Here is a 20,435-nt window from a genome sequence, read left to right on the forward strand (position 1 = left end):
TATAATAAATATAGAATTTTAACAATTTTTAAACTTATAAAAATAATATAGATTAGAAGAAGTTATTTGGAATAAATATAGTTTAAATGAGTATAAGTGTTATTAGTTTACTTAAAATGGCACAACTATTTAGAGAGTTTTTAGTAGATAATAAAGATTAAGGTTTCAGCATGATGAAAGGTAGAGAAAAATATGTATAATGATTTATTACATTTAATTAAAGATAATAATTTAAGTAAAAGACTTTTAAAAAGTGGATTTGGACTTGAAAAAGAGAATTTAAGAGTAGACTCTAAAGGAAGACTTGCATTAACAAGACATCCTAAAATTTTTAGTGAGGATAATCCTTATATAAAGAGAGATTTTTCAGAGAGTCAAGTTGAAATGGTAACACCAATATGTAATTCAATAGATGATGTCTATGATTTTATGGAGAATTTGCATAATATAGTATCAACAAGCTTGAAGGATGAATATCTGTGGCCACAAAGTAATCCGCCTATAATTCCTAAGGACGAAGAGATACCAGTTGCAGTACTTAAAAATGAAAAGGAAATTAAGTATAGAGAAGGCCTTGTAGCGAAGTATGGAGCTAAAAGACAGCTTGTAAGTGGAGTTCATTTTAACTTTTCTTTTAATGAAGAACTATTAAAAGAAATTTATAAATTAACTGAATGCAAAGAGAGTTATAAAGATTTTAAAAATGATATTTACTTTAAGGTAGGAAGAAATTTAATAAAGTATAAGTGGTTTTTAATATATCTAACAGGAGCTAGCCCAGTATTCCATAAAAGCTATAAGGGAACATGTAGCAAGCAATCTAAGAGACTTGGTACTGATGATTACTATTTTAAAGGAGTAAACTCTTTAAGAAATAGTGAGTGCGGATATAAAAATGCAGAAGATTTTTATGTTTCTTATAATAATGTAGAAGAATATGTTGATGATATAAGAAGACTTATATCTGACAATTGTATACAAGGTGCAAGGGAGTATTATAGCCCTATTAGATTTAAGACTAAAGAAGATGGAGATATGCTTCAAAATCTTTTAGAACATGGAGTTAAGTATATAGAGATTAGACTTCTTGATTTAGATCCACTATGTAAAATAGGAGTAAGTAAAGATACATTAAATCTAATTTTCTTATTTATATTATTTACGGTATTTACTGAGGATCAAGAATATACAGTTAAATTACATGATGAGTATGTAGAAAATGATAATAATGCTATAGAAAATCATGAATATCATTTAATAAACCTTAATGGCGAGAAAGTTGGATTAAGACAACAAGGACTTAAAGTATTAAATGAAATAGAAAATATAGCTAATACTTTATTCCCAGATAATGAGGAACTTAAAAAGGTTATTAATATTTCAAGAGATAGATTTAATAATTATAAGGATACAATTGCAAGTCAGCTTATCAATGGAATAAAAGAATCAAACTATATTGATTACTTCATGAAGCTTAGTAAAGAGTATTTAGAATATAGCAAGAAAAATGTATTTAAGCTAAAGGGATATGAAGATTTAGAATTATCTACTCAAATATTAATTATAGATAGTATTAAAAAAGGTATAGAGTTTAAAGTGTTAGATAGAATGGATAACTTTATTTCACTAAAAAAAGGTAATCATATAGAATATGTAAAACAAGCTACCAAAACATCAAAAGATAGTTATATAACAGCTTTAATAATGGAGAATAAGCTTGTTACTAAAAAGGTATTAGAAGAAAATAATATAAGAGTTCCAAAAGGTGATTACTATAGTAATATTGAAGATGCATTAATGGATTTTTATATATACAAGAATAAACAAATTGTAATTAAGCCAAAATCAACAAACTTTGGAATTGGTATTACTATATTTAAGGGTAATTTCTCAGAAGAAGAATTTAAAAGAGCTTGTGAAATAGGTTTTGAAAATGATAATGAAATATTAATTGAAGAATTCATTCATGGAAAAGAATACAGGTTCTTAATTATAGATGATGAAGTTGTTGGTATACTGCATAGAGTTCCGGCTAATGTATTAGGTGATGGAAAAAGCACTATAAGAGATCTTGTAAATGAAAAGAATAAAGATCCATTAAGAGGAAAAGGATATAAAACACCACTTGAAAAGATATCTTTAGGTGAAGCAGAAGAAATGTTCTTAAAAGAACAAGAAAAGAATTTTGAGTATATACCTAAAAAAGATGAAATTGTGTATTTAAGAGAAAATTCTAATATAAGCACAGGTGGAGATAGTATAGACTTTACAGATGATATTCATGATAGTTATAAAAAAATAGCAATAGATGCAGCGAAGAGTGTTAATGCTAAAATAACTGGAGTAGATATGATGATAGAAGATATAAAGAAGAAAGCTTATGAAGATGGTTATGGAATTATAGAAATAAACTTTAATCCAGCTATTCATATACACTGTTATCCTTATAAAGGATTAAACAGAAAAGTGGGAGATAAGGTATTAAACTTGCTTTTTAAGGAGACAAATTAATGGATGAAAAAACAAGCGAGATTTTAAAGGCTATAGCTCATCCAGTTAGAATAAAAATAATAAAGCAGTTATATGACGGTCCCATTTGTGTTTGTAATTTAAATAAAAATATAGATTATTCTCAGGCTAATATTTCAAAGCATCTTAAAATATTAAAAAATGCAAGGATTGTTGAGTCTACAAAAGAAGGTATGTATCAGTATTATGAGTTAACAAATAGCAAAGTTATGGAAATAATATATTTAGCAGAAGAAATAGTATGTAATTAAGATATAAAACAAAAGAAAAAGAGGAGAAATATAAGTAGAATGAAGATTATAAATCCATATGGATATGAAGGTAAATTTTTAAAAGGAAACCTCCATACACACAGTAAGAATAGTCCTTGCGGTTTTTATAGAACTGATAGAATTGTAGAAATGTATACATCATACAAGATGGAATATGATTTTTTATCAATAACAGATCATTATACTTTGACAGATATTAGTGAATTTAAAAATAGGGAAGACATATTACTTATCCCAGGAGTAGAGTATAAAAGAAAAGATCATCAGACTTTAGGTATAAATATTAAAGAGTATAATGATGATTTAGATAATGATAATAATCATCAAGACTTATTTAATAGCGTAGATGCTCAAGGTGGAATAAATATAATATGTCATCCCCATGTTATTAGAGAAGATTATTGGACATTAGAGGAATTATTAAAATTAGATAATTACACAGGTATAGAGATTTTTAATAATAATGTTAGAATGGATTGCAAAGGTAGAGCTCTTGCAACAGATCTGTGGGATGATTTATTAAGCAATGGTAAATATGTATATGGTTTTGCAAATGATGATATGCATATTTTTTCAAGAGTTGGTGGAGCGTATAATATGGTATTAGCTGAAGAGAAAACTATAGATAGTATAATAAAAGCAATAAATCGAGGTAGTTTTTATGCTAGTTTCGGAATTACTATAGAAGATATACAGCTAAAAGATAATATAATATCATTAAAAAATGGAGATAGAAGAGTACCGTATATATACTTTAGATTTATTGGTAAAAATGGAAGGTTACTTAAAGAAGAAAAAGGTAATGTAGCTACATATGAAATAAAAGGTGATGAAGGATATGTTAGAGTAGAAGCTTACAGAGAAGAGGGTTCAAAGGCTTGGCTTCAACCTTTTATAATTGTGCGATAAATTAAGAATATTTTGAAAATTTACTTGAAATAATAAATTTCATATGATATACTTAATTTGTAAATTAAATAAAGATTCAAATAATTAGATATTTTCTGTTTTTAGAGTTTGTTCCAATTACATAGAAAAGGCTAATTATTAAGGAACTTTATATGTTTTGGAGGAATGAAAAATGGAAGATAAGACTATTCAATGTAGAGATTGTGGAAAGGAATTTGTTTTCACTGTAGGAGAACAAGAATTCTATAAAGAAAAAGGATTCGAAAACGAACCTACTAGATGCCCAGAGTGCAGAAAAGCTAGAAAACAAAGATTCAACAATAGATAATATTAGTTAATTACAAGCCATAGAACTTTAAGTTCTATGGCTTTTTTATGATTACACTTTTAAATTTCTTTGATATAATATTTCTATAAATCATAAGAAGAGAGGCAAAAAGAGTAATGGATAGCTACTTATTTAATAATCATATAAATGTTGCTAGAAATTTTAAAGCAGAGGGGAATAGATTAAAGGCTCTTCAATTTTATAAAAAGGCTTATAAATTAGAAGAAGGAAAATACGATATAGAACTTCTTTTGGATATGGCACTTTTATATCATGAGTTAGAGCAGATAGATTTAGCAGAAGAAAAATATAGAGAAGTGTTAGAAATAGATAATGAAGAGGAAAGAGCTTATTATGGACTTGGAACTCTTTATGATGAAGATGGATTTTTTGAAGAGGCAAAGGAATATTATAATAAGGCAATAGAGCTTAATGAAAATTATGATAAGGCATATTTCTTTTTAGCTAATATATATGATGAAGAAGGAGAGAAAGAAAAGGCAATAAAGCTTTATAAAAAAGTTTTAGAGATAAATCCGAGAGATCTTTGGGCCAATGCCAATCTTGCTTGTATAATGGAGGAACTTGGAAGGCTTAAAGATGGAGAAGAATATAATAAAAGAGCATTAGATATAGAGCCTAAACAATTTAGAATATTATTTAATATGGGAGTAATACAAAAAGGATTAGGAAATATTGAAAAAGCAAAGGAATACTATGAAAAATCAATAGAAAGTAATCCTAAATATCCATATAGCCATTTAAATTTAGGAGTAATTTATAGAGAAAATGGGAACTATAATAAGGCTATAGAAATTATATCAAAGGGAATAGATGAAAATTCAGAGGAAGGATTTTTGTATTATAATAGAGCATGTTTTTATGCCTTAATTGGAGAAAAAGACAAGGCACTAGAAGGTGTATTAAAAGCAACAGAACTTAATGACTTTTTTATAGAATATATGAAAAAGGATAAAGAACTTGACTCTATAAGAGGTTTACCTAGATACAAAGAAATATTTTTATAGTAAATATACTAGAGATAAGGTGAATTTACATGGGAATAATTAAGAAAATTCTATATATGATATTAGGGTTTATATGTCTTATAGTAGGTGCTATTGCATCTTTAATTCCCTTAGTACCTGGTTTTGTAATAATTGGATTTGCTGGAGCTTGTTTTGCAAAAGGATCAAAAAGATTTAAAAATTGGCTTAAGGGAACCAAAGTATATAAAAAATATTTAGAAAAACATATGAAAGATTTTATAGATAAATAGAAGGAACTGTCTTTAAATAGGCAGTTTCTTTTTTATATATTAATAATACAAAGTGAAAAACTATACTTGATGTTTTTTTCTTAGTGCGGTTTCTTTTCTATAAATTAATAATAGAATCTACTATCAATTTATAGAAAAGAAACTTTTGAGATAATTTTAGTTATTATTTGTAAAAAAATTAACAAAAAATTAAAATAGTATTGATAATCATTTTCAAGTGTGATATATTGTTGTAGTAATTAATGGAAGGGAGTGGTTTATTATGATGATTAACAAGAGACTGATTAATCTTTGCAGTGAATCAAAAAAATACATAGGACTTACGGTACTTTCAAATTGGATTGTAGCTATATGTAATCTAGTTATGATACTTTTAATTGGTGAAATAATAAACAAAGTATTTTATAACATGAAAGTCGTAGAAGGAGTAGGATTTAGAGAGTTTATAAGGGATAACATAGGTATATATTTAGGAATATTTATGATTTTATTATTAATAAGATTTTTTGCAAATATACTATATGGATATTTCTCAAATAAATCTTCAGACATAGTAAAAGTAAAACTTAGGGATATGATCTATGATAAATTACTTAGACTTGGATTAGATTATAATAAAAACTTATCTACATCATCTATTGTTCAAAGTGCAATTGAAGGGGTTGAAGCCTTAGAAATATACTTTGGTAAATATTTATCTCAATTATTCTATGCATTACTTGCACCAATAACTTTATTTTTTGTAATTTCATTTATATCATTTAAATCTGCAATTGTATTTATATTATGTGTACCTCTAATTCCAATATCAATAATAGCAATTATGAGATTTGCAAAAAGGTTACTAAAAAATTATTGGAACAACTATTCAAATTTAGGAGAAACATTCTTAGAAAATCTTCAAGGACTTACAACACTAAAAGTATTTAATATTGATGGAAAAAGGCATAAAAAAATGAATGAAGAAGCAGAAAGTTTTAGAAAAATAACAATGAAGGTCTTAAGTATGCAGCTTAATTCAATAACAGTTATGGACTTAATTGCATTTGGAGGAGCTGCACTTGGTTCAATAGTTGCTTTAATTTCATTTAAAAATGGTCAAATAAATCTTGGACAAACAATAATTATTATTTTATTATCATCTGAGTTCTTTATTCCACTTAGGCTCCTTGGGTCATTTTTCCATGTTGCAATGAATGGAGTAGCAGCATCAGATAAGATATTTGAATTATTAGATAGTAAAGAAAGGTCTAAGGAAATCATAAATGATATCACAAGTTTAAATAATATAGATATTAATGTGAAAAATATTACATTCTCTTATGATGGAAAAAGAGATGTAATTAATGATGTTTCATTAAATATAAAGAATAAAGGATTTACGGCTATAGTTGGAAAGAGCGGAAGTGGAAAGAGTACTATTGCAAATCTTTTATTAAATACCTATGAAGTAAATAAAGGTGAAATATTATTTAATAATATAAATCTTAATAATATTGCATTTGATGATATATACGAAAAGATAATGCTTATAAATACTAATAGTTATATTTTTAATGGGACTATATTAGATAATTTAAAGATAGCAAAAGAAGATTTGAGTGATAATGAAATTCAATATGCATTAGAACTTTCCAATTTAAAATCTTTTGTAGATAACCTTAAAGATGGAATTCATACAAAGGTCGGAGAAGGCGGTTCTCTTTTATCAGGAGGGCAAAAGCAAAGATTAGCTCTTGCAAGAGCAGTGCTTGCAGATAGAGAAATATATATCTTTGATGAAGCAACATCAAATGTAGATGTTGAGTCAGAAGAGATAATATGGGAAGCCATTAATAAATTAGCTAAAGAAAAGACAGTAATAGTAATATCTCATAGACTAGCCAATGTAAAGAATGCTGATGTTATATATGTACTTGATGAGGGACGGTTAGTTGAAAGTGGTAGACATGATGATCTTTTAAGAAAAGAAAAATATTATTTTAATATGATAAAAGAACAAGAATTTTTAGAAAGAAGAGAGGTAGTATAAATGAACAGAAAATCAGGATTTTATCTTATGAAAAGATTAATTTTAGAATTAAAACCTTTAATACCTGTTATGTTTATAACTATATCTATGGGAGTATTAGGATTTTTAGCATCTATTTCAATAACTTCCTTTGGAGCAGTTGCTATAGTTAGCTTAATAAGTGAAGGCTTAAAAATAACATTTACTACTTCTTTAATAATAATGGTAATATGTGCAATTTTAAGGGGACCACTTAGATATGCAGAACAATTATCAGGTCACTATATTGCATTTAAAATTCTAGTTATTTTAAGAGATAAAGTATTTACAGCTCTTAGAAAACTTGCACCATCTAAACTTGAAAATAAAGAAAAAGGTAACTTAGTTTCTTTAATTACCTCAGATATTGAGCTTTTAGAAGTATTTTATGCTCATACCATAGCTCCAATTTCTATAGCAATAATAACAAACACAATTATAGCAATAGTACTATATAGTATTAATCCTTACTATGGTTTAGCAGCAGCAATTTTATATCTTACTATTGGCCTTTTTATACCATACTTTACGTCAAAGATAGGTAAGAAATCAGGATTAGAGTATAGAAATAAATTTGGAGAAACAAACTCATATCTTTTAGATTCTTTAAGGGGACTTAGAGAAGTATTAGTATTTAAAAATGGTGATAAGAGAAGAGAAAATATTCATAAATATTCAGAAGAACTTAATGAAAAGCAAAAGAAAATAAAATTACATGAAGGTATTATAAGAGCTACAACAGACTTTACTATAATGATTGGAATGATGGGATTTGTAGTCCTTGGAATATATTTATACTTAGATGGAACAATTGAATTTGGAAGTATGATTATAGCTATAGTTATACTAGCATCATCTTTTGGGCCAGTAGTCGCATTAAGTAATTTATCAAATAACCTATTACAGACATTTGCTTCAGCAGAGAGAATATTTAATCTTTTAGATGAAAAGCCAGAAGTTGTTGAAAATGAGGGCGAGAAGCAATTAGAAAATACAGATATAGCTTATGAGAATGTTACCTTTGGATATAAAGGAAGAGAAGATGTACTAAAAAATATAGATATGAAAATTAAAAAGGGAGATAGCATTTCTATTGTAGGTGAAAGTGGAAGTGGTAAGAGTACCTTTGTAAAATTACTTATGAGATTTTGGGATGTTAAGTCAGGACAGATTGAATTTGGAGGAGAGAATGTAAAAACTCTTGAAACAAATGCACTTAGAAATCATCAAGTTCTAATGAGCCAAGAAACTTATCTGTTTAATGAAACAATTGAAGATAATATAAAAATTAGTAACCTTAAAGCAACTGAAGTTCAAGTGAAAGAAGCTGCAAAAAAGGCTGCTATTCATGAGTTTATAGAAAGCCTTCCAAAGGGATATAAGACAAAAGTTGGAGAGCTTGGATCTAATCTTTCATCTGGAGAAAAGCAAAGAATAGGTCTTGCTAGAGCCTTTTTAAGTAAGGGTGAAGTGCTTATTTTAGATGAACCAACTAGTAATCTAGATACATTAAATGAAGGTGTAATTTTAAATTCTATAAAAGAGAACAAAAAGGATAAGACAATAATATTAATAACTCATAGGAAATCAACTTCTTCAGTATGCGAAAAAGTATTTAGGGTGCAAAATAAAAAATTAATAAGAGAATAGTTTAGGAGAGATTAAAATGAATAAGATAAAAAAAATTTTATATGTTACTGTAGGAATTATCTCTTTTGGATTAGGAGCAATAGGAGTTATACTTCCAATATTACCTACAACTCCTTTCTTACTTCTTTCATCATTTTGTTTTGTTAGAGGATCAGATAGATTTGATAGATGGTTTAAAGGAACAAAGCTTTATAAAAAACATTTAGAAAATTTTGTAAATAATAGAGTTATGACTATGAAGCAGAAAATAACAATATTATTATTTGCAGATGCTATGTTAATGTTCCCTCTTATTATATTAGATTCAATTTGGGCAAAAATTTTAATAGTTGCAGTTATGCTAACTAAGTATTGGTACTTTATGTTTAAGATAAAAACTGTAAAGAAAGAAGATCTAGTAAAGGATGTAGCGTAAATATGGCAAGAAGAAGCAGAATAGAAAAAGAAAAAGATATTGTTAAGTTTATGATAGAAATTTATTGTTCTAAGAAACATAAGACAAAAGATAATAAGTTATGTGATGAATGTACAGACTTATTAGAATATGCACATAAAAGGTTAAGTTACTGTAAGTTTGGAAATGAAAAAAGTTCTTGTAGTAAGTGTCCTATTCACTGTTATAAGAAGGATATGAAAATGAAAATAAAAGATGTTATGAGATTCTCAGGGTGGAGGCTTATAGTATATAAACCACACGAGTTCATAAGGCATATTTTTAAATAAGGGAGAAGAAGTTTATGAGAAACAAAGTAATAGCATTAACTATTGTAGGAGCTATGACATTTTCAATTACAACTCCAGTAACTGCAACTACTTTAAATGAAATAATAAAAGAAAATGATTCAAAAGAGGCGAAAGATGTTCTTAAAGATGGTAAATATAAAATAGAAAATGATGCACTTCATATAACAGAAGATAAAGAATCTATGGCTAGAAAATTTCTTGAAAAAGAAAGTAGCATAAGAGTAAAAGATGGACAACAGTTCCTATCAATAACATTTTCAAATAAAAGTATGATGAAAAATGTTAAAGTAACTATAAATGAAGCGGTAGCAGAAATTAAAACAACAAATGAAACAGATAATACAATTACATATGAATTTAAGATAAATTCTATAATAAAAGATAAAATTATAGTAAGTGCAACCCCTTTTCCTTCAATGAAAGTAGATTTTAGATTGGTATTAAAAGAAGATACACTTGAAAAAGAAGGAGATTTAACTATACCAGAAGAGAAACCAGGAGAAGGTAATCAAGAATCAGATAAGCCAGATACAAATAAGCCAGAAAATAATAAACCAGAAACTGAAAAGCCACAAGAAAAACCAGATACGAATAAACCAGAAGTAGAAAAGCCAAGTAATAAACCTAATAATACAACTGGATCTAATAATACTCAAACTCAAAATAAAGAACTATATAAGATGCAAAACGAAATACTAACAGATAGTGAAATAGGATATGGTGCAGCTAGAGGAGCTATATCTAAAACAAATTATATGGAAATTAGGAATGGCAAAAAGTATATAACTATGAGTATTTCAGGAACTGATTTAATGTCTAATATAAGAGTTATAGTAAATGGCAAGTCAATTAATTATACAGTTTTAAAGAATGATAGATCTAATAATTTAATGGATATAGAATTCCTAGTAAGCTCATTAGATGACAATGTTAAATTTAAAATGCATATAGATGTATTGGGTGAAGATATAGATTTTGGAGTTAAATTCTTAAAGAATACTTTAACTCAAATAGGTTTTTTACCAGAATCTAAGCCAAGCACAAATCTATCAATACCAAATGCTGAAGAATTTTTAGCTACAACTAAATCAAAATCAGATGATGAAAAAGAAGCTGAAAATAAAAAAGCTAGCAAAAGTAATGATAAAACTAGTAAGAAGAATACAGCAAAAGAAAGCTATAAAGAATACACTATAAAAAATGAAATTATAAGTGATAGCTCAGTTGGTCGTAAGATGGCAAGAAAATACCTAAATGAAACTGCTTTATTAGAAGAAGTAGATGGAGTAAAATATATAACTTTAAGATTTTCAGGGATGGATCTTATGAATGATATAAAGATAAAGGTAAATGATGAAGATATAGATATGGAATTAGTAGATGAAGATGCTACAAATAACGTAAAGGCTTATAGATTTAAAATAAATAATATAAATGATGATATAAAGGTCTATGCGCATATAATACCAATGAATATGGATATTGATTTTGGTGTTAAGCTTTTAGAAGATACATTAGAACTTGTAACTGAGTATACTCCAGAGGATGTAACAATTGACGGAAAGAAACTTAAGACAACTTTAGCTGCAAGCTTTGGTGGAGGCATGTTCTTACTTGGGATGGGCACAAGTGCAATTGGAACAAAGGTTATTAGAAGAGTGAAAGTAAAGAAAAAAGAAAATTAGTACAGTAGTGTAAAGTAAACTTATTTTACATGTAAATAAAATGTACACAAAATATTAGGGATATATTAGTTTAATAATTAAAATTAATAGGTAGATTCTTAGGAGAATCTTTGATATAGCTTATCTTAGAGGTTATATGAACTATGTAGTTAAACTTTGAAATAAATATGGCATATTATTTGCTAAAGAATTATTATATAAGGTTTAAAATTGATAATTCTAGGGAGGTTTTAATATGAAAGGTTTAACTATAAAGGATTTAAAGATAGGGGATAAGGATTTTTTCCAAAAGACTATAACTGAAACAGATGTATATTTATATGCAGGAATAACAGGGGATTTAAATCCAGCTCATATAAACGAAGTTGAAGCAGAAAAAGGAATGTTTAAAGGAAGAATAGCTCATGGTATGCTTACAGCTGGACTTGTTTCTGCAGTATTAGGAATGAAGATACCTGGACCTGGAACGATTTATTTAGGTCAAGAGTTAAAGTTTACAGCTCCAGTAAAGTTTGGAGATACAATAAAAGCAGAAGCAGAAGTTATCGAAATAAATGAAGAGAAGAACATAATATCACTAAAAACTACATGTACAAATCAAGATGGAAAAACTGTTCTAACAGGAGTGGCTAAGGCTATGCCTCCTAAATAAAATCATTAGTTTGTAAAGTAGAAATTTATTAAATTATGAGAAATATTTTAATCTTTGCAATATAAATTTCAAAGACTAGGGTATTTCTCTTATTTTTTATTTAAAATTATTTATATTAGTATAATTTAACTTATGTTAGCTTTATAATTAATATAATTAGAAAGTAAAAAAATATAAAAATTCAAATTAATATAGATTAATTCTTTTAAAATAGGGATTTCTATATTATTAACTTTAAAGTTAACAATATTATTAAGGAGGGCTATTTTGTGGAAGATATGAGGGATGATATTTATATTGATATTTTGAATACTGTAATGGATTCTGTAAATGAATGGGTAGTTGTAGTAGATAGGGATGCTAAGATTACTATGATGAGTAAGGCGTATAAAGAATTCTTAGGAGAATATTCTCCAGAGGGTAAGCATGTAACTGAAGTAATTGATAATACTAAAATGCACGAAATTGTGAAAAGTGGTAAATCTATAATTGGAGATATACAATATATTAGAGGAAATAGAATGATAGCTATGAGAGTACCTGTAAAAAAGGATGGATTAATTATAGGTGCAGTAGGTAAAGTTATGTTTAAGGATATAAGTGATTATTATTCATTAGGTAAACAAATAACTAAGTTGGAGAAAGAATTAGAATATTATAAAAATGAACTTGGAAATGAAAGATCTGCAAAATACTTCTTTTCAGATATAATTGGAGACTCTGAAGAAAATACTAAGGTTAAAGAAATAGCAGCAAGGGCAGCAAAGACTAGGTCTAATGTACTTATTATTGGAGAAAGTGGCACAGGAAAAGAACTGTTAGCTCATGCAATACATAATGCAAGCTATAGGAGACAAGGCCCTTTTGTTAAGATAAATTGTGCAGCAATACCAGAGGAATTAATTGAATCAGAACTTTTTGGGTATGAGGAAGGCGCATTTACTGGAGCTAAAAAGAGTGGAAAAAAGGGAAAGTTTGAACTAGCTAATAATGGAACAATATTATTAGATGAAATAGGAGATATGCCTTTATCATCTCAAGTTAAACTACTTAGAGTCCTTCAAGAAAGAGAAATTGAAAAGATTGGAGGAAATGTTGTTAAAGAGATTGATGTTAGAATAATATCATCTACCAATAAGAACTTAAAGAAAGCAATAGAAGAGGGAAAATTTAGAGAAGATTTATATTATAGATTAAATGTTATAAGAATTAGTGTACCTCCTTTAAGAAACAGAAAGAAGGATATAGAGCCTTTAGCAAATATATTAAAACGAAAAGTAGCAGATAAGCTTGGTATATATGTAGAAGGTATATCAAAAGAAGCTATGGAAAGATTAAAAGAGTATGATTGGCCAGGAAATATAAGGGAGCTTGAAAATGCAATTGAAAGGTCAATTAATATGTTAGATTCAGATATTTATATACAGGAAAAGCATTTGCCTGAGAAGTTAATACAAAAGAAGAGTAAGTATATAAGAGATACTAAGGGGAAATATTTAAAGGATATAGTTTCAGAGGTTGAGAAGGAAGTAATAAGTGAGTGTTTAAAGGATGTAGATTGGAATAAAAATAAAGCTGCTAAGATTTTAGGAATTAGTAGAGTTGGGTTGTACAAAAAGATAGAATACTATAATTTAAGTGATGCAAAATAAAAATACATGTAAATAAACTTTACAGTTTGAAGAAATATATACAAATAGCTAATTCTTGAAAAAGCAATATAAAACTGTAAACAAAATAAACATAACTAAATATTAGATATTAAGCTCTAGAAAAGTGTAAATGCTGATGTTTACAGGATTTTCTAGAGCTTTTTATATGTAAGTAACCTTGGCATGCTAATTGCTATTTAATATGGTATAGAATTTAAGGAGGTAATTTAAATGTCAAAGGTAAAATCACTTAAAGAAGCACTACATATGATAAAAGATAATTCTACAGTAGCAGTTGGAGGGTTTATAGGGGCTGGGCATCCAGAAGAAATAACATCAGCTATAGAAAAGAAATATCTAGAAACGGGACATCCTAAAGATTTAACACTTGTATATGCAGCAGGTCAAGGGGATTCAAAAGAAAGGGGATTAAATCATTTTGGATACGAAGGTCTTGTTAAAAAAGTTATAGGTGGTCATTGGGGACTCGCACCTAAGCTACAAAAATTAGCAATTGAAAATAAAATAGAAGCTTATAATCTTCCGCAAGGAACTATAACGCATCTTTTAAGAGATATAGCAGCTAAAAAGGTGGGTACATTAACTCATGTTGGATTGAAAACGTTTGTAGACCCGAGAGTAAGCGGTGGAAAATTAAATAGTAAAACTGAAGAAGATATAGTTAAGCTAGTTGAGATAGAAGGAGTAGAAAGATTATTATATAAAGCATTCCCTATAGATGTTGCAATAATAAGAGCGACATTTGCAGATGAAAAGGGAAATTTATCTCTTCAAAAGGAAGTTGCTACATTAGAAGGATTATCTATGGCACAAGCTGCAAAAAACTCAGGGGGAATAGTAATAGCCCAAGTTGAGAAAGTTGTAACAGATGGAAGTATAAAGAGTAAGGAAGTGAAAATTCCTGGAATATATGTTGATGCTATAGTGGTAGCTAAAGAAGAAAATAACATGCAAACCTTTGGAGAAAAATATAATCCAGCTTATAGTGGAGAAATAACAATTCCTTTAAATGAAGTAGACGCTATGCCGCTAAATGAGAGAAAGATAATATCAAGAAGGGCAGCAATGGAGATATTACCTAATTCAATAGTAAACTTAGGAATTGGAGTTCCAGAAGGGGTTGCAGTAGTGGCTAACGAGGAAGGAATAAAAGATAGTATGGTACTTACTGTAGAGTCTGGTCCTATTGGTGGAATACCAGCAAGCGGATTAAACTTTGGTGCTTCTCTTAATGCAGAATGTGTAATAGATCAAGCTTATCAATTTGATTTTTATGATGGCGGAGGATTAGATGTAGCTTTCCTAGGTCTTGCACAATGTGATAAAGATGGAAATATTAACGTAAGTAAATTTGGTCCTAAGATAGCAGGATGTGGTGGTTTTATAAATATAACTCAGAATGCTAAGAAAGTAGTTTATTGTGGTACTTTTACTGCTGGAGGTCTAAAGATAAAGGTTGATGATAGAAGGTTAGTTATTGAAAAGGAAGGTAAAATAAACAAATTTATAGATGAAGTAGAGCAAATAACTTTTAGTGGTAAATATGCTAGTGAGCTTGGACAAAAGGTTTTATATATAACTGAAAGAGCTGTTTTTGAACTTGGAAAAGATGGATTGATTCTTACAGAGATAGCACCAGGAGTAGACATGCAAAAAGATATATTAGACAATATGGACTTTAAACCTATTATATCTAAAGATTTAAAAATTATGGAAGAAAAAATATTTAAAGATGAGTTAATGAACTTAGAGCTTAAAACAAATAAGGAAGTGTTAGTTTAAAACACAAAAGGGGGATAAGATGAAAAAGAGTAGAGGAATAATAGTAGTAATTGCATCATTAGCAATTCAATTAGTTATGGGAACTATCTTTATGTGGAGCTTATTTAATATACCATTTACAGAGAAATTTGGATGGGATAAAAGTTCTATAGTATTCACTTTTTCAGTTATGATATTTTTCTTTACATTCTCAGCTATATTTGGTGGTAGACTACAGGATAAATATGGACCTAGAAAGATAGCAACAATAGGAAGTATCTTATTTGGTGCAGGAGTGATACTTTCTAGTACAGTAAGTGAAGTATGGCAATTATATTTATATTATGGAGTGATCGCAGGGATAGGAGCAGGTTTTGTTTATGTGTGTCCAGTGGCTACTTGTGTTAAGTGGTTCCCAGATAAGAGAGGTTTAGTCACAGGACTTGCAGTAAGTGCCTTTGGATTATCAGCATTAGTTTTTAAGCCTATAGCAATACATTTTATTAATGTTGCCAGTGTTCCAGGTGTTTTCTTATATTTAGGAATTATTTATACAATCTTAGCAATAATACCTGCACAATTTCTTTCACTTCCAGATGAAGAGGTTGAAGCTAATAATAAAAAGCCTACTAATGATAAGGATGAAATTAATATTACTCCTAAAGAGATGTTAAGTCATGGAAAGTTTTATGTGTTAGCTATGATGTATCTATTTGGTGGAACAGCATGTTTAACAGTAATTGGACTAGCTAGAGATATAGGAGTTGAACTAGCTAATATAACTCCAGAGGCAGCAGCAAATGCAGTTGCAGTAATATCACTGTTTAATGCTGGCGGAAGACTTTTCTGGGGTATGATTTCAGATAAGCTCGGAATAGAAAAATCAGCTGGAATAATTTATATTATAATGACAGTATCAATGGCTTATACTGCCTTTGGAGATTTGAGCGGAAATAAATACTTTATTGTATTAGGATTTATGGCAATAAGCTATGGAGGAATGTTAACCATATTCCCAACTATTATGGCAGCTTATTATGGTACTAAGAATTTTGGAGTTAACTATGGAATAATATTTGCAATATATGGACTAGGAGCTGTAATTGGACCTATGACAGCTACAGCTATAGGGTTAAAGCTAACATTTATAGCATCTACAATATTATGTTTTATAGCGGTACTTGGAGCCTTATATATTTATAAGAACAATACAATTAAAATAGGCAGAGAAATGCAATTAGATTAAATATAAAATGATTTTTATGAACACGGAATTTTAAGAATAAGGATTTTATAGATTAGAGTATGTTAAAGATTTTAAAGTATTCAAATTTATATGGAGAATAGATAATATAAACATTTATTTTAAAAACATATATTTATAAAGAATACAGGATTTTTTAAAGTGCTTTATAATAGATATATATAATATAGAAATAAAAGAGTTAAGAAATCTCACTTTCTTAACTCTTTTTAAATGTATGTAGAATGTTATTAAATTTATTCTATTAGAATATATGTAATTGCTTAAATTAAAATAGGTTATTTAATTTTTTTAATATGTTTATGTATACGTAAAATATAATACATTAGGAAAACAAAAGAATATATTAAAACATCACTTAACTTTCCCTTTTGAATTTTAGGAATAAATAAAAGCATTATGTGAATATAGATTAATCCGTAAAAAACATAAGCTGAACGTTGTATTTTCTTCCATTTATTATAAGGCATCTTCCTTCTTACAGATGGAAATGATGTAACCATTAAAGGAATCATTAAACAAATCATTACGATTGTCATTAGCGTTGCTATTAATTTATATGTTGAAAGAGAGCTTGGATTAGTGAAAAGAACAGGGAAGTAATAAAAACCATATAAAATATTATGTCCGAGTGTTAATATACATGCTATTATAGATAGTTCAGCACGGATACTCATAAATCTTTTTGTTATAGTTAAAGATCTACTTAAAGCACCAGTATACATTACTATAGTAAACAATGCTAAAGAGATTGTTCCCCTAGAAAAAATGCTAATTAAATATTTATTTACAAACTCTGGGAAATAAATATTTAATTTCATTCTTGAATATGTAATAAAGAAAATTGCAATTAATGCTGAAATTAAATAAAGAATATTTGCGTGCGATTTTATCTGTTTATTCAAGAAAAAACCTAAAGCAGATAAAATTAGAATTGAAATAATAAGTAACATAAAGTCCTCCTTTGTCATTGAAAATCATTATCAATTGAATTATATATTGAGTTCATAATTTAGTCAAGAAAAATAATTTATTGAAAAAACAAAATACATATAATAAAATTAGAATGTAATGTAAATGGAATACTATACCTATAAAAATATTTTAGAAATATAGAATTAATTACATTACTAAATATATTATGTAAAACAGTCAATTTAGTAAATTATTATACGGACATTTAAAAAACTTAGAAGTATATTTGAAGCTAGTGATGTGAGAGCGTATATTATTAATTCATAAAAAATAGTAGGCTTTTACATCATTTTTTAATACAAACTTCAAAGATAGATTTTTAATGAGTGAAAATAGATCTTACAATAATAGCTTTTATTAAGAAGATGAGATTTTGAAGGGATTTTGAAATTTTAAGAATTATAAATATGTTAAGAGGTTTAAGTTAATAAAAGTAGTATAATAGGAATAGTAAATTGAATTAAGGAAGGAAATAAAGATTTATGAAATCATTAGTTTTAGCAGAAAAGCCTTCAGTTGGAAGAGAACTTGGAAGAGTTTTAAGATGTAATAAAAAAGGAAATGGATTCCTAGAAGGAGATAAATATATAGTAACTTGGGCTCTTGGTCATTTAGTAACACTAGATGCACCAGAAGGATATAACCCAGAGTGGAAAAAATGGTCTATGGAGACATTACCAATGCTTCCAAAGCATATGAAGCTTACAGTAATTAAAGGTAGCGGAAAGCAATATAAGATTGTAAAAGATCAAATGGTTAGAAAAGATGTAAATGAAATAATCATTGCAACAGATGCTGGACGTGAAGGAGAGCTAGTTGCACGTTGGATTATAGAAAAAGCACATGTAAAGAAGCCTATTAAGAGACTTTGGATATCATCTCAAACAGATAAAGCAATAAAAGATGGATTTAATAACTTAAAAGATGGAAGAGCATACGATAATCTTTATCATGCAGCAGAGTGTAGAGCAGAGGCAGACTGGATTGTTGGTCTTAATGTAACAAGAGCATTAACTTGTAAGCATAATGCACAGCTTTCAGCAGGTAGAGTTCAATCACCAACTTTAGCTATGATAGTACAAAGAGAAGAGGACATTAGAAACTTTAAACCAAAGGAATACTACACTATTAATGTTAAAACAGATAGATGTAATTTCACTTGGGTAAATAAAGATAATAATTCAAGAGTATTTAATAAAGATTTCTCAGATAAAGTAGTATCAAAGCTTAGAGGCGGAGAAGGAAAGATAATAGATGTTAATGAAAGTCATAAAAAAACATTCTCACCAAAGCTTTATGATTTAACAGAGCTTCAAAGAGATTGTAATAAGATATGGGGATATTCAGCAAAGCAAACATTAAACATAATGCAAAGACTTTATGAAAACCATAAGCTTTTAACATATCCAAGAACAGATTCAAGATATATATCTAAAGATATAGTAGCTACAATTCCAGAAAGGCTTAAAGGAATTGCTGTAGGTGAATATAGAATGATAGCTACAGACTTACTTAAAACTAAAATAACTGGAAATAAAAGCTTTGTTGATGATGCAAAGGTTTCAGACCACCACGCTATAATTCCAACAGAAGAAAGAGGAAACTTAGCAAACCTTAGCTCAGAAGAAAGACATGTTTATGACTTAGTAGTTAAGAGATTCTTGTCAGTGCTTATGCCTCCATTTGAATATATACAAACAACTCTTACTGGAGAAGTAAATGGAGAAAAGCTTATAGCAAAAGGAAAAGTTGTAAAATCAAAGGGATGGAAAAAGGTCTTTGATAGAGAAGATGATGAAGAAGATTCAGATATAAAAGAGCAAGAACTTCCTAAGATGAGTAAAGGTGATTCATTTAAAGTTAAAGAAGTTATAGAAAAGAAGGGTGAAACAAAGCCGCCTACAAGATTTAATGAAGGAACACTTCTATCTGCAATGGAAAATCCTCAAAAGTATATAGCAGTAGATAAAGAGTCAGCTAAGACTTTAGGGGAAACAGGAGGACTTGGAACTGTTGCAACTAGAGCAGATATAATAGAAAAGTTATTTAACTCATTTGTTATAGAGAAGAAAGGAAAAGAAATATTCCCAACTTCAAAGGGTAAGCAACTTATAGAATTAGTACCTAATGAACTAAAATCACCTCTTCTTACAGCAAAATGGGAAGGTGAACTTGATAGAATAGCAAAGGGGAAGGAAGATCCTAATTTATTTATAAAGAATATGAAAAACTATTCAACTGCATTAGTTGAAGCAGTGAAGCAAGAGAATGCTAAGTTCCATCATGATAATTTAACTGGTAAGAAGTGTCCAGAGTGTGGGAAATACATGCTTGAAGTTAAAGGCAAGAATGGAACTATGAATGTATGCCAAGATAGAGAATGCGGACATAGAGAAAATGTAGCAAGACTTACTAATGCAAGATGCCCAGAGTGTAAGAAGAAGTTAGAGCTTAGAGGTAGTGGAGATGGCAAGATATATGTATGTCCAGGTACTAACTGTAACTTTAGGGAAAAGGAATCTCAATTTAAGAAGAGATTTGATAAAAATGGTAAGGTAAATAAGAGGGAAGTAAATAAGATAATGAAGCAAATGAAGAAGGAAGCTGAAGAGGAAATGAATAATCCATTTGCAGCACTTTTGAAAGATTTTAAATAGATAGTAT

At 28.3% G+C, this 20,435-nt stretch carries 17 protein-coding genes; 16 read left to right on the forward strand and 1 reads right to left on the reverse strand.

Going from position 1 to position 20,435, the window contains the following annotated elements; all coding sequences use genetic code 11:
* The first annotated feature begins 192 nt into the window (after window positions 1-192).
* The 15 genes from gshAB (at window position 193) to JOC62_RS16150 (ending at window position 16,778) form a co-directional block, all read left to right on the forward strand.
* Complete coding sequence (gene gshAB / locus JOC62_RS16080; protein WP_204596317.1) at window positions 193-2,511, forward strand: bifunctional glutamate--cysteine ligase GshA/glutathione synthetase GshB; 2,319 nt, start codon at window positions 193-195, stop codon at window positions 2,509-2,511.
* Window positions 2,511-2,780 (forward strand): ArsR/SmtB family transcription factor, encoded by a 270-nt coding sequence (locus JOC62_RS16085; protein WP_204596318.1) that lies wholly within the window; start codon window positions 2,511-2,513, stop codon window positions 2,778-2,780. The genes gshAB and JOC62_RS16085 overlap by 1 nt, the downstream gene beginning before the upstream one ends.
* Window positions 2,781-2,819: 39 nt before the next feature.
* On the forward strand, window positions 2,820-3,710 hold the full coding sequence (locus JOC62_RS16090; protein ID WP_204596319.1) for a CehA/McbA family metallohydrolase domain-containing protein: 891 nt from the start codon (window positions 2,820-2,822) through the stop codon (window positions 3,708-3,710).
* Window positions 3,711-3,882: 172 nt separating this feature from the next.
* Entirely contained in the window at window positions 3,883-4,038 is a 156-nt protein-coding gene (locus JOC62_RS16095) for a zinc-ribbon domain-containing protein (RefSeq protein WP_204596320.1), read from the forward strand.
* 116 nt (window positions 4,039-4,154) lie between these two features.
* The gene (locus JOC62_RS16100) at window positions 4,155-5,066 is read left to right on the forward strand and encodes a tetratricopeptide repeat protein (RefSeq protein WP_204596321.1); all 912 of its coding nucleotides are present in this window, start codon (window positions 4,155-4,157) and stop codon (window positions 5,064-5,066) included.
* A 29-nt stretch (window positions 5,067-5,095) separates the two neighbouring features.
* A complete protein-coding gene (locus JOC62_RS16105) occupies window positions 5,096-5,317 on the forward strand; it encodes a DUF454 family protein (RefSeq protein ID WP_204596322.1) in 222 nt (73 codons plus the stop codon).
* A 262-nt stretch (window positions 5,318-5,579) separates the two neighbouring features.
* Window positions 5,580-7,349 (forward strand): ABC transporter ATP-binding protein/permease, encoded by a 1,770-nt coding sequence (locus JOC62_RS16110; protein ID WP_204596323.1) that lies wholly within the window; start codon window positions 5,580-5,582, stop codon window positions 7,347-7,349.
* Window positions 7,350-9,017: an ABC transporter ATP-binding protein gene (locus JOC62_RS16115; RefSeq protein ID WP_204596324.1), complete on the forward strand. Its 1,668-nt coding sequence runs from the start codon at window positions 7,350-7,352 to the stop codon at window positions 9,015-9,017.
* A gap of 16 nt (window positions 9,018-9,033) precedes the next feature.
* Window positions 9,034-9,432, forward strand: coding sequence for a YbaN family protein (locus tag JOC62_RS16120; RefSeq protein ID WP_204596325.1), 399 nt, complete (start codon window positions 9,034-9,036; stop codon window positions 9,430-9,432).
* Between the two features lie 2 nt (window positions 9,433-9,434).
* Complete coding sequence (locus JOC62_RS16125; RefSeq protein ID WP_204596326.1) at window positions 9,435-9,740, forward strand: nitrous oxide-stimulated promoter family protein; 306 nt, start codon at window positions 9,435-9,437, stop codon at window positions 9,738-9,740.
* 14 nt (window positions 9,741-9,754) lie between these two features.
* A complete protein-coding gene (locus JOC62_RS16130; protein WP_204596327.1) occupies window positions 9,755-11,446 on the forward strand; it encodes an NEAT domain-containing protein in 1,692 nt (563 codons plus the stop codon).
* A gap of 235 nt (window positions 11,447-11,681) precedes the next feature.
* Window positions 11,682-12,098 (forward strand): MaoC family dehydratase, encoded by a 417-nt coding sequence (locus tag JOC62_RS16135; protein WP_204596328.1) that lies wholly within the window; start codon window positions 11,682-11,684, stop codon window positions 12,096-12,098.
* Window positions 12,099-12,376: 278 nt separating this feature from the next.
* Entirely contained in the window at window positions 12,377-13,750 is a 1,374-nt protein-coding gene (locus tag JOC62_RS16140) for a sigma-54 interaction domain-containing protein (RefSeq protein ID WP_204596351.1), read from the forward strand.
* A 231-nt stretch (window positions 13,751-13,981) separates the two neighbouring features.
* Window positions 13,982-15,553 carry an acyl CoA:acetate/3-ketoacid CoA transferase gene (locus tag JOC62_RS16145; protein WP_204596329.1) on the forward strand — a complete coding sequence of 524 codons (1,572 nt, stop codon included), beginning with the start codon at window positions 13,982-13,984 and terminating at the stop codon, window positions 15,551-15,553.
* Between the two features lie 19 nt (window positions 15,554-15,572).
* Window positions 15,573-16,778: an L-lactate MFS transporter gene (locus JOC62_RS16150; protein WP_204596330.1), complete on the forward strand. Its 1,206-nt coding sequence runs from the start codon at window positions 15,573-15,575 to the stop codon at window positions 16,776-16,778.
* Window positions 16,779-17,074: 296 nt separating this feature from the next.
* On the opposite strand, the gene JOC62_RS16155 is transcribed toward JOC62_RS16150, so the two are convergent.
* Window positions 17,075-17,749, reverse strand: coding sequence for a ferric reductase-like transmembrane domain-containing protein (locus tag JOC62_RS16155; RefSeq protein ID WP_204596331.1), 675 nt, complete (start codon window positions 17,747-17,749; stop codon window positions 17,075-17,077).
* A 504-nt stretch (window positions 17,750-18,253) separates the two neighbouring features.
* Between JOC62_RS16155 and JOC62_RS16160 the strand changes: the two genes are divergently transcribed.
* On the forward strand, window positions 18,254-20,428 hold the full coding sequence (locus JOC62_RS16160; RefSeq protein ID WP_204596332.1) for a DNA topoisomerase III: 2,175 nt from the start codon (window positions 18,254-18,256) through the stop codon (window positions 20,426-20,428).
* The last annotated feature ends 7 nt before the right edge of the window (window positions 20,429-20,435 follow it).

Source organism: Clostridium sardiniense, assembly GCF_016907995.1.
Lineage (GTDB): Bacteria > Bacillota > Clostridia > Clostridiales > Clostridiaceae > Clostridium > Clostridium sardiniense.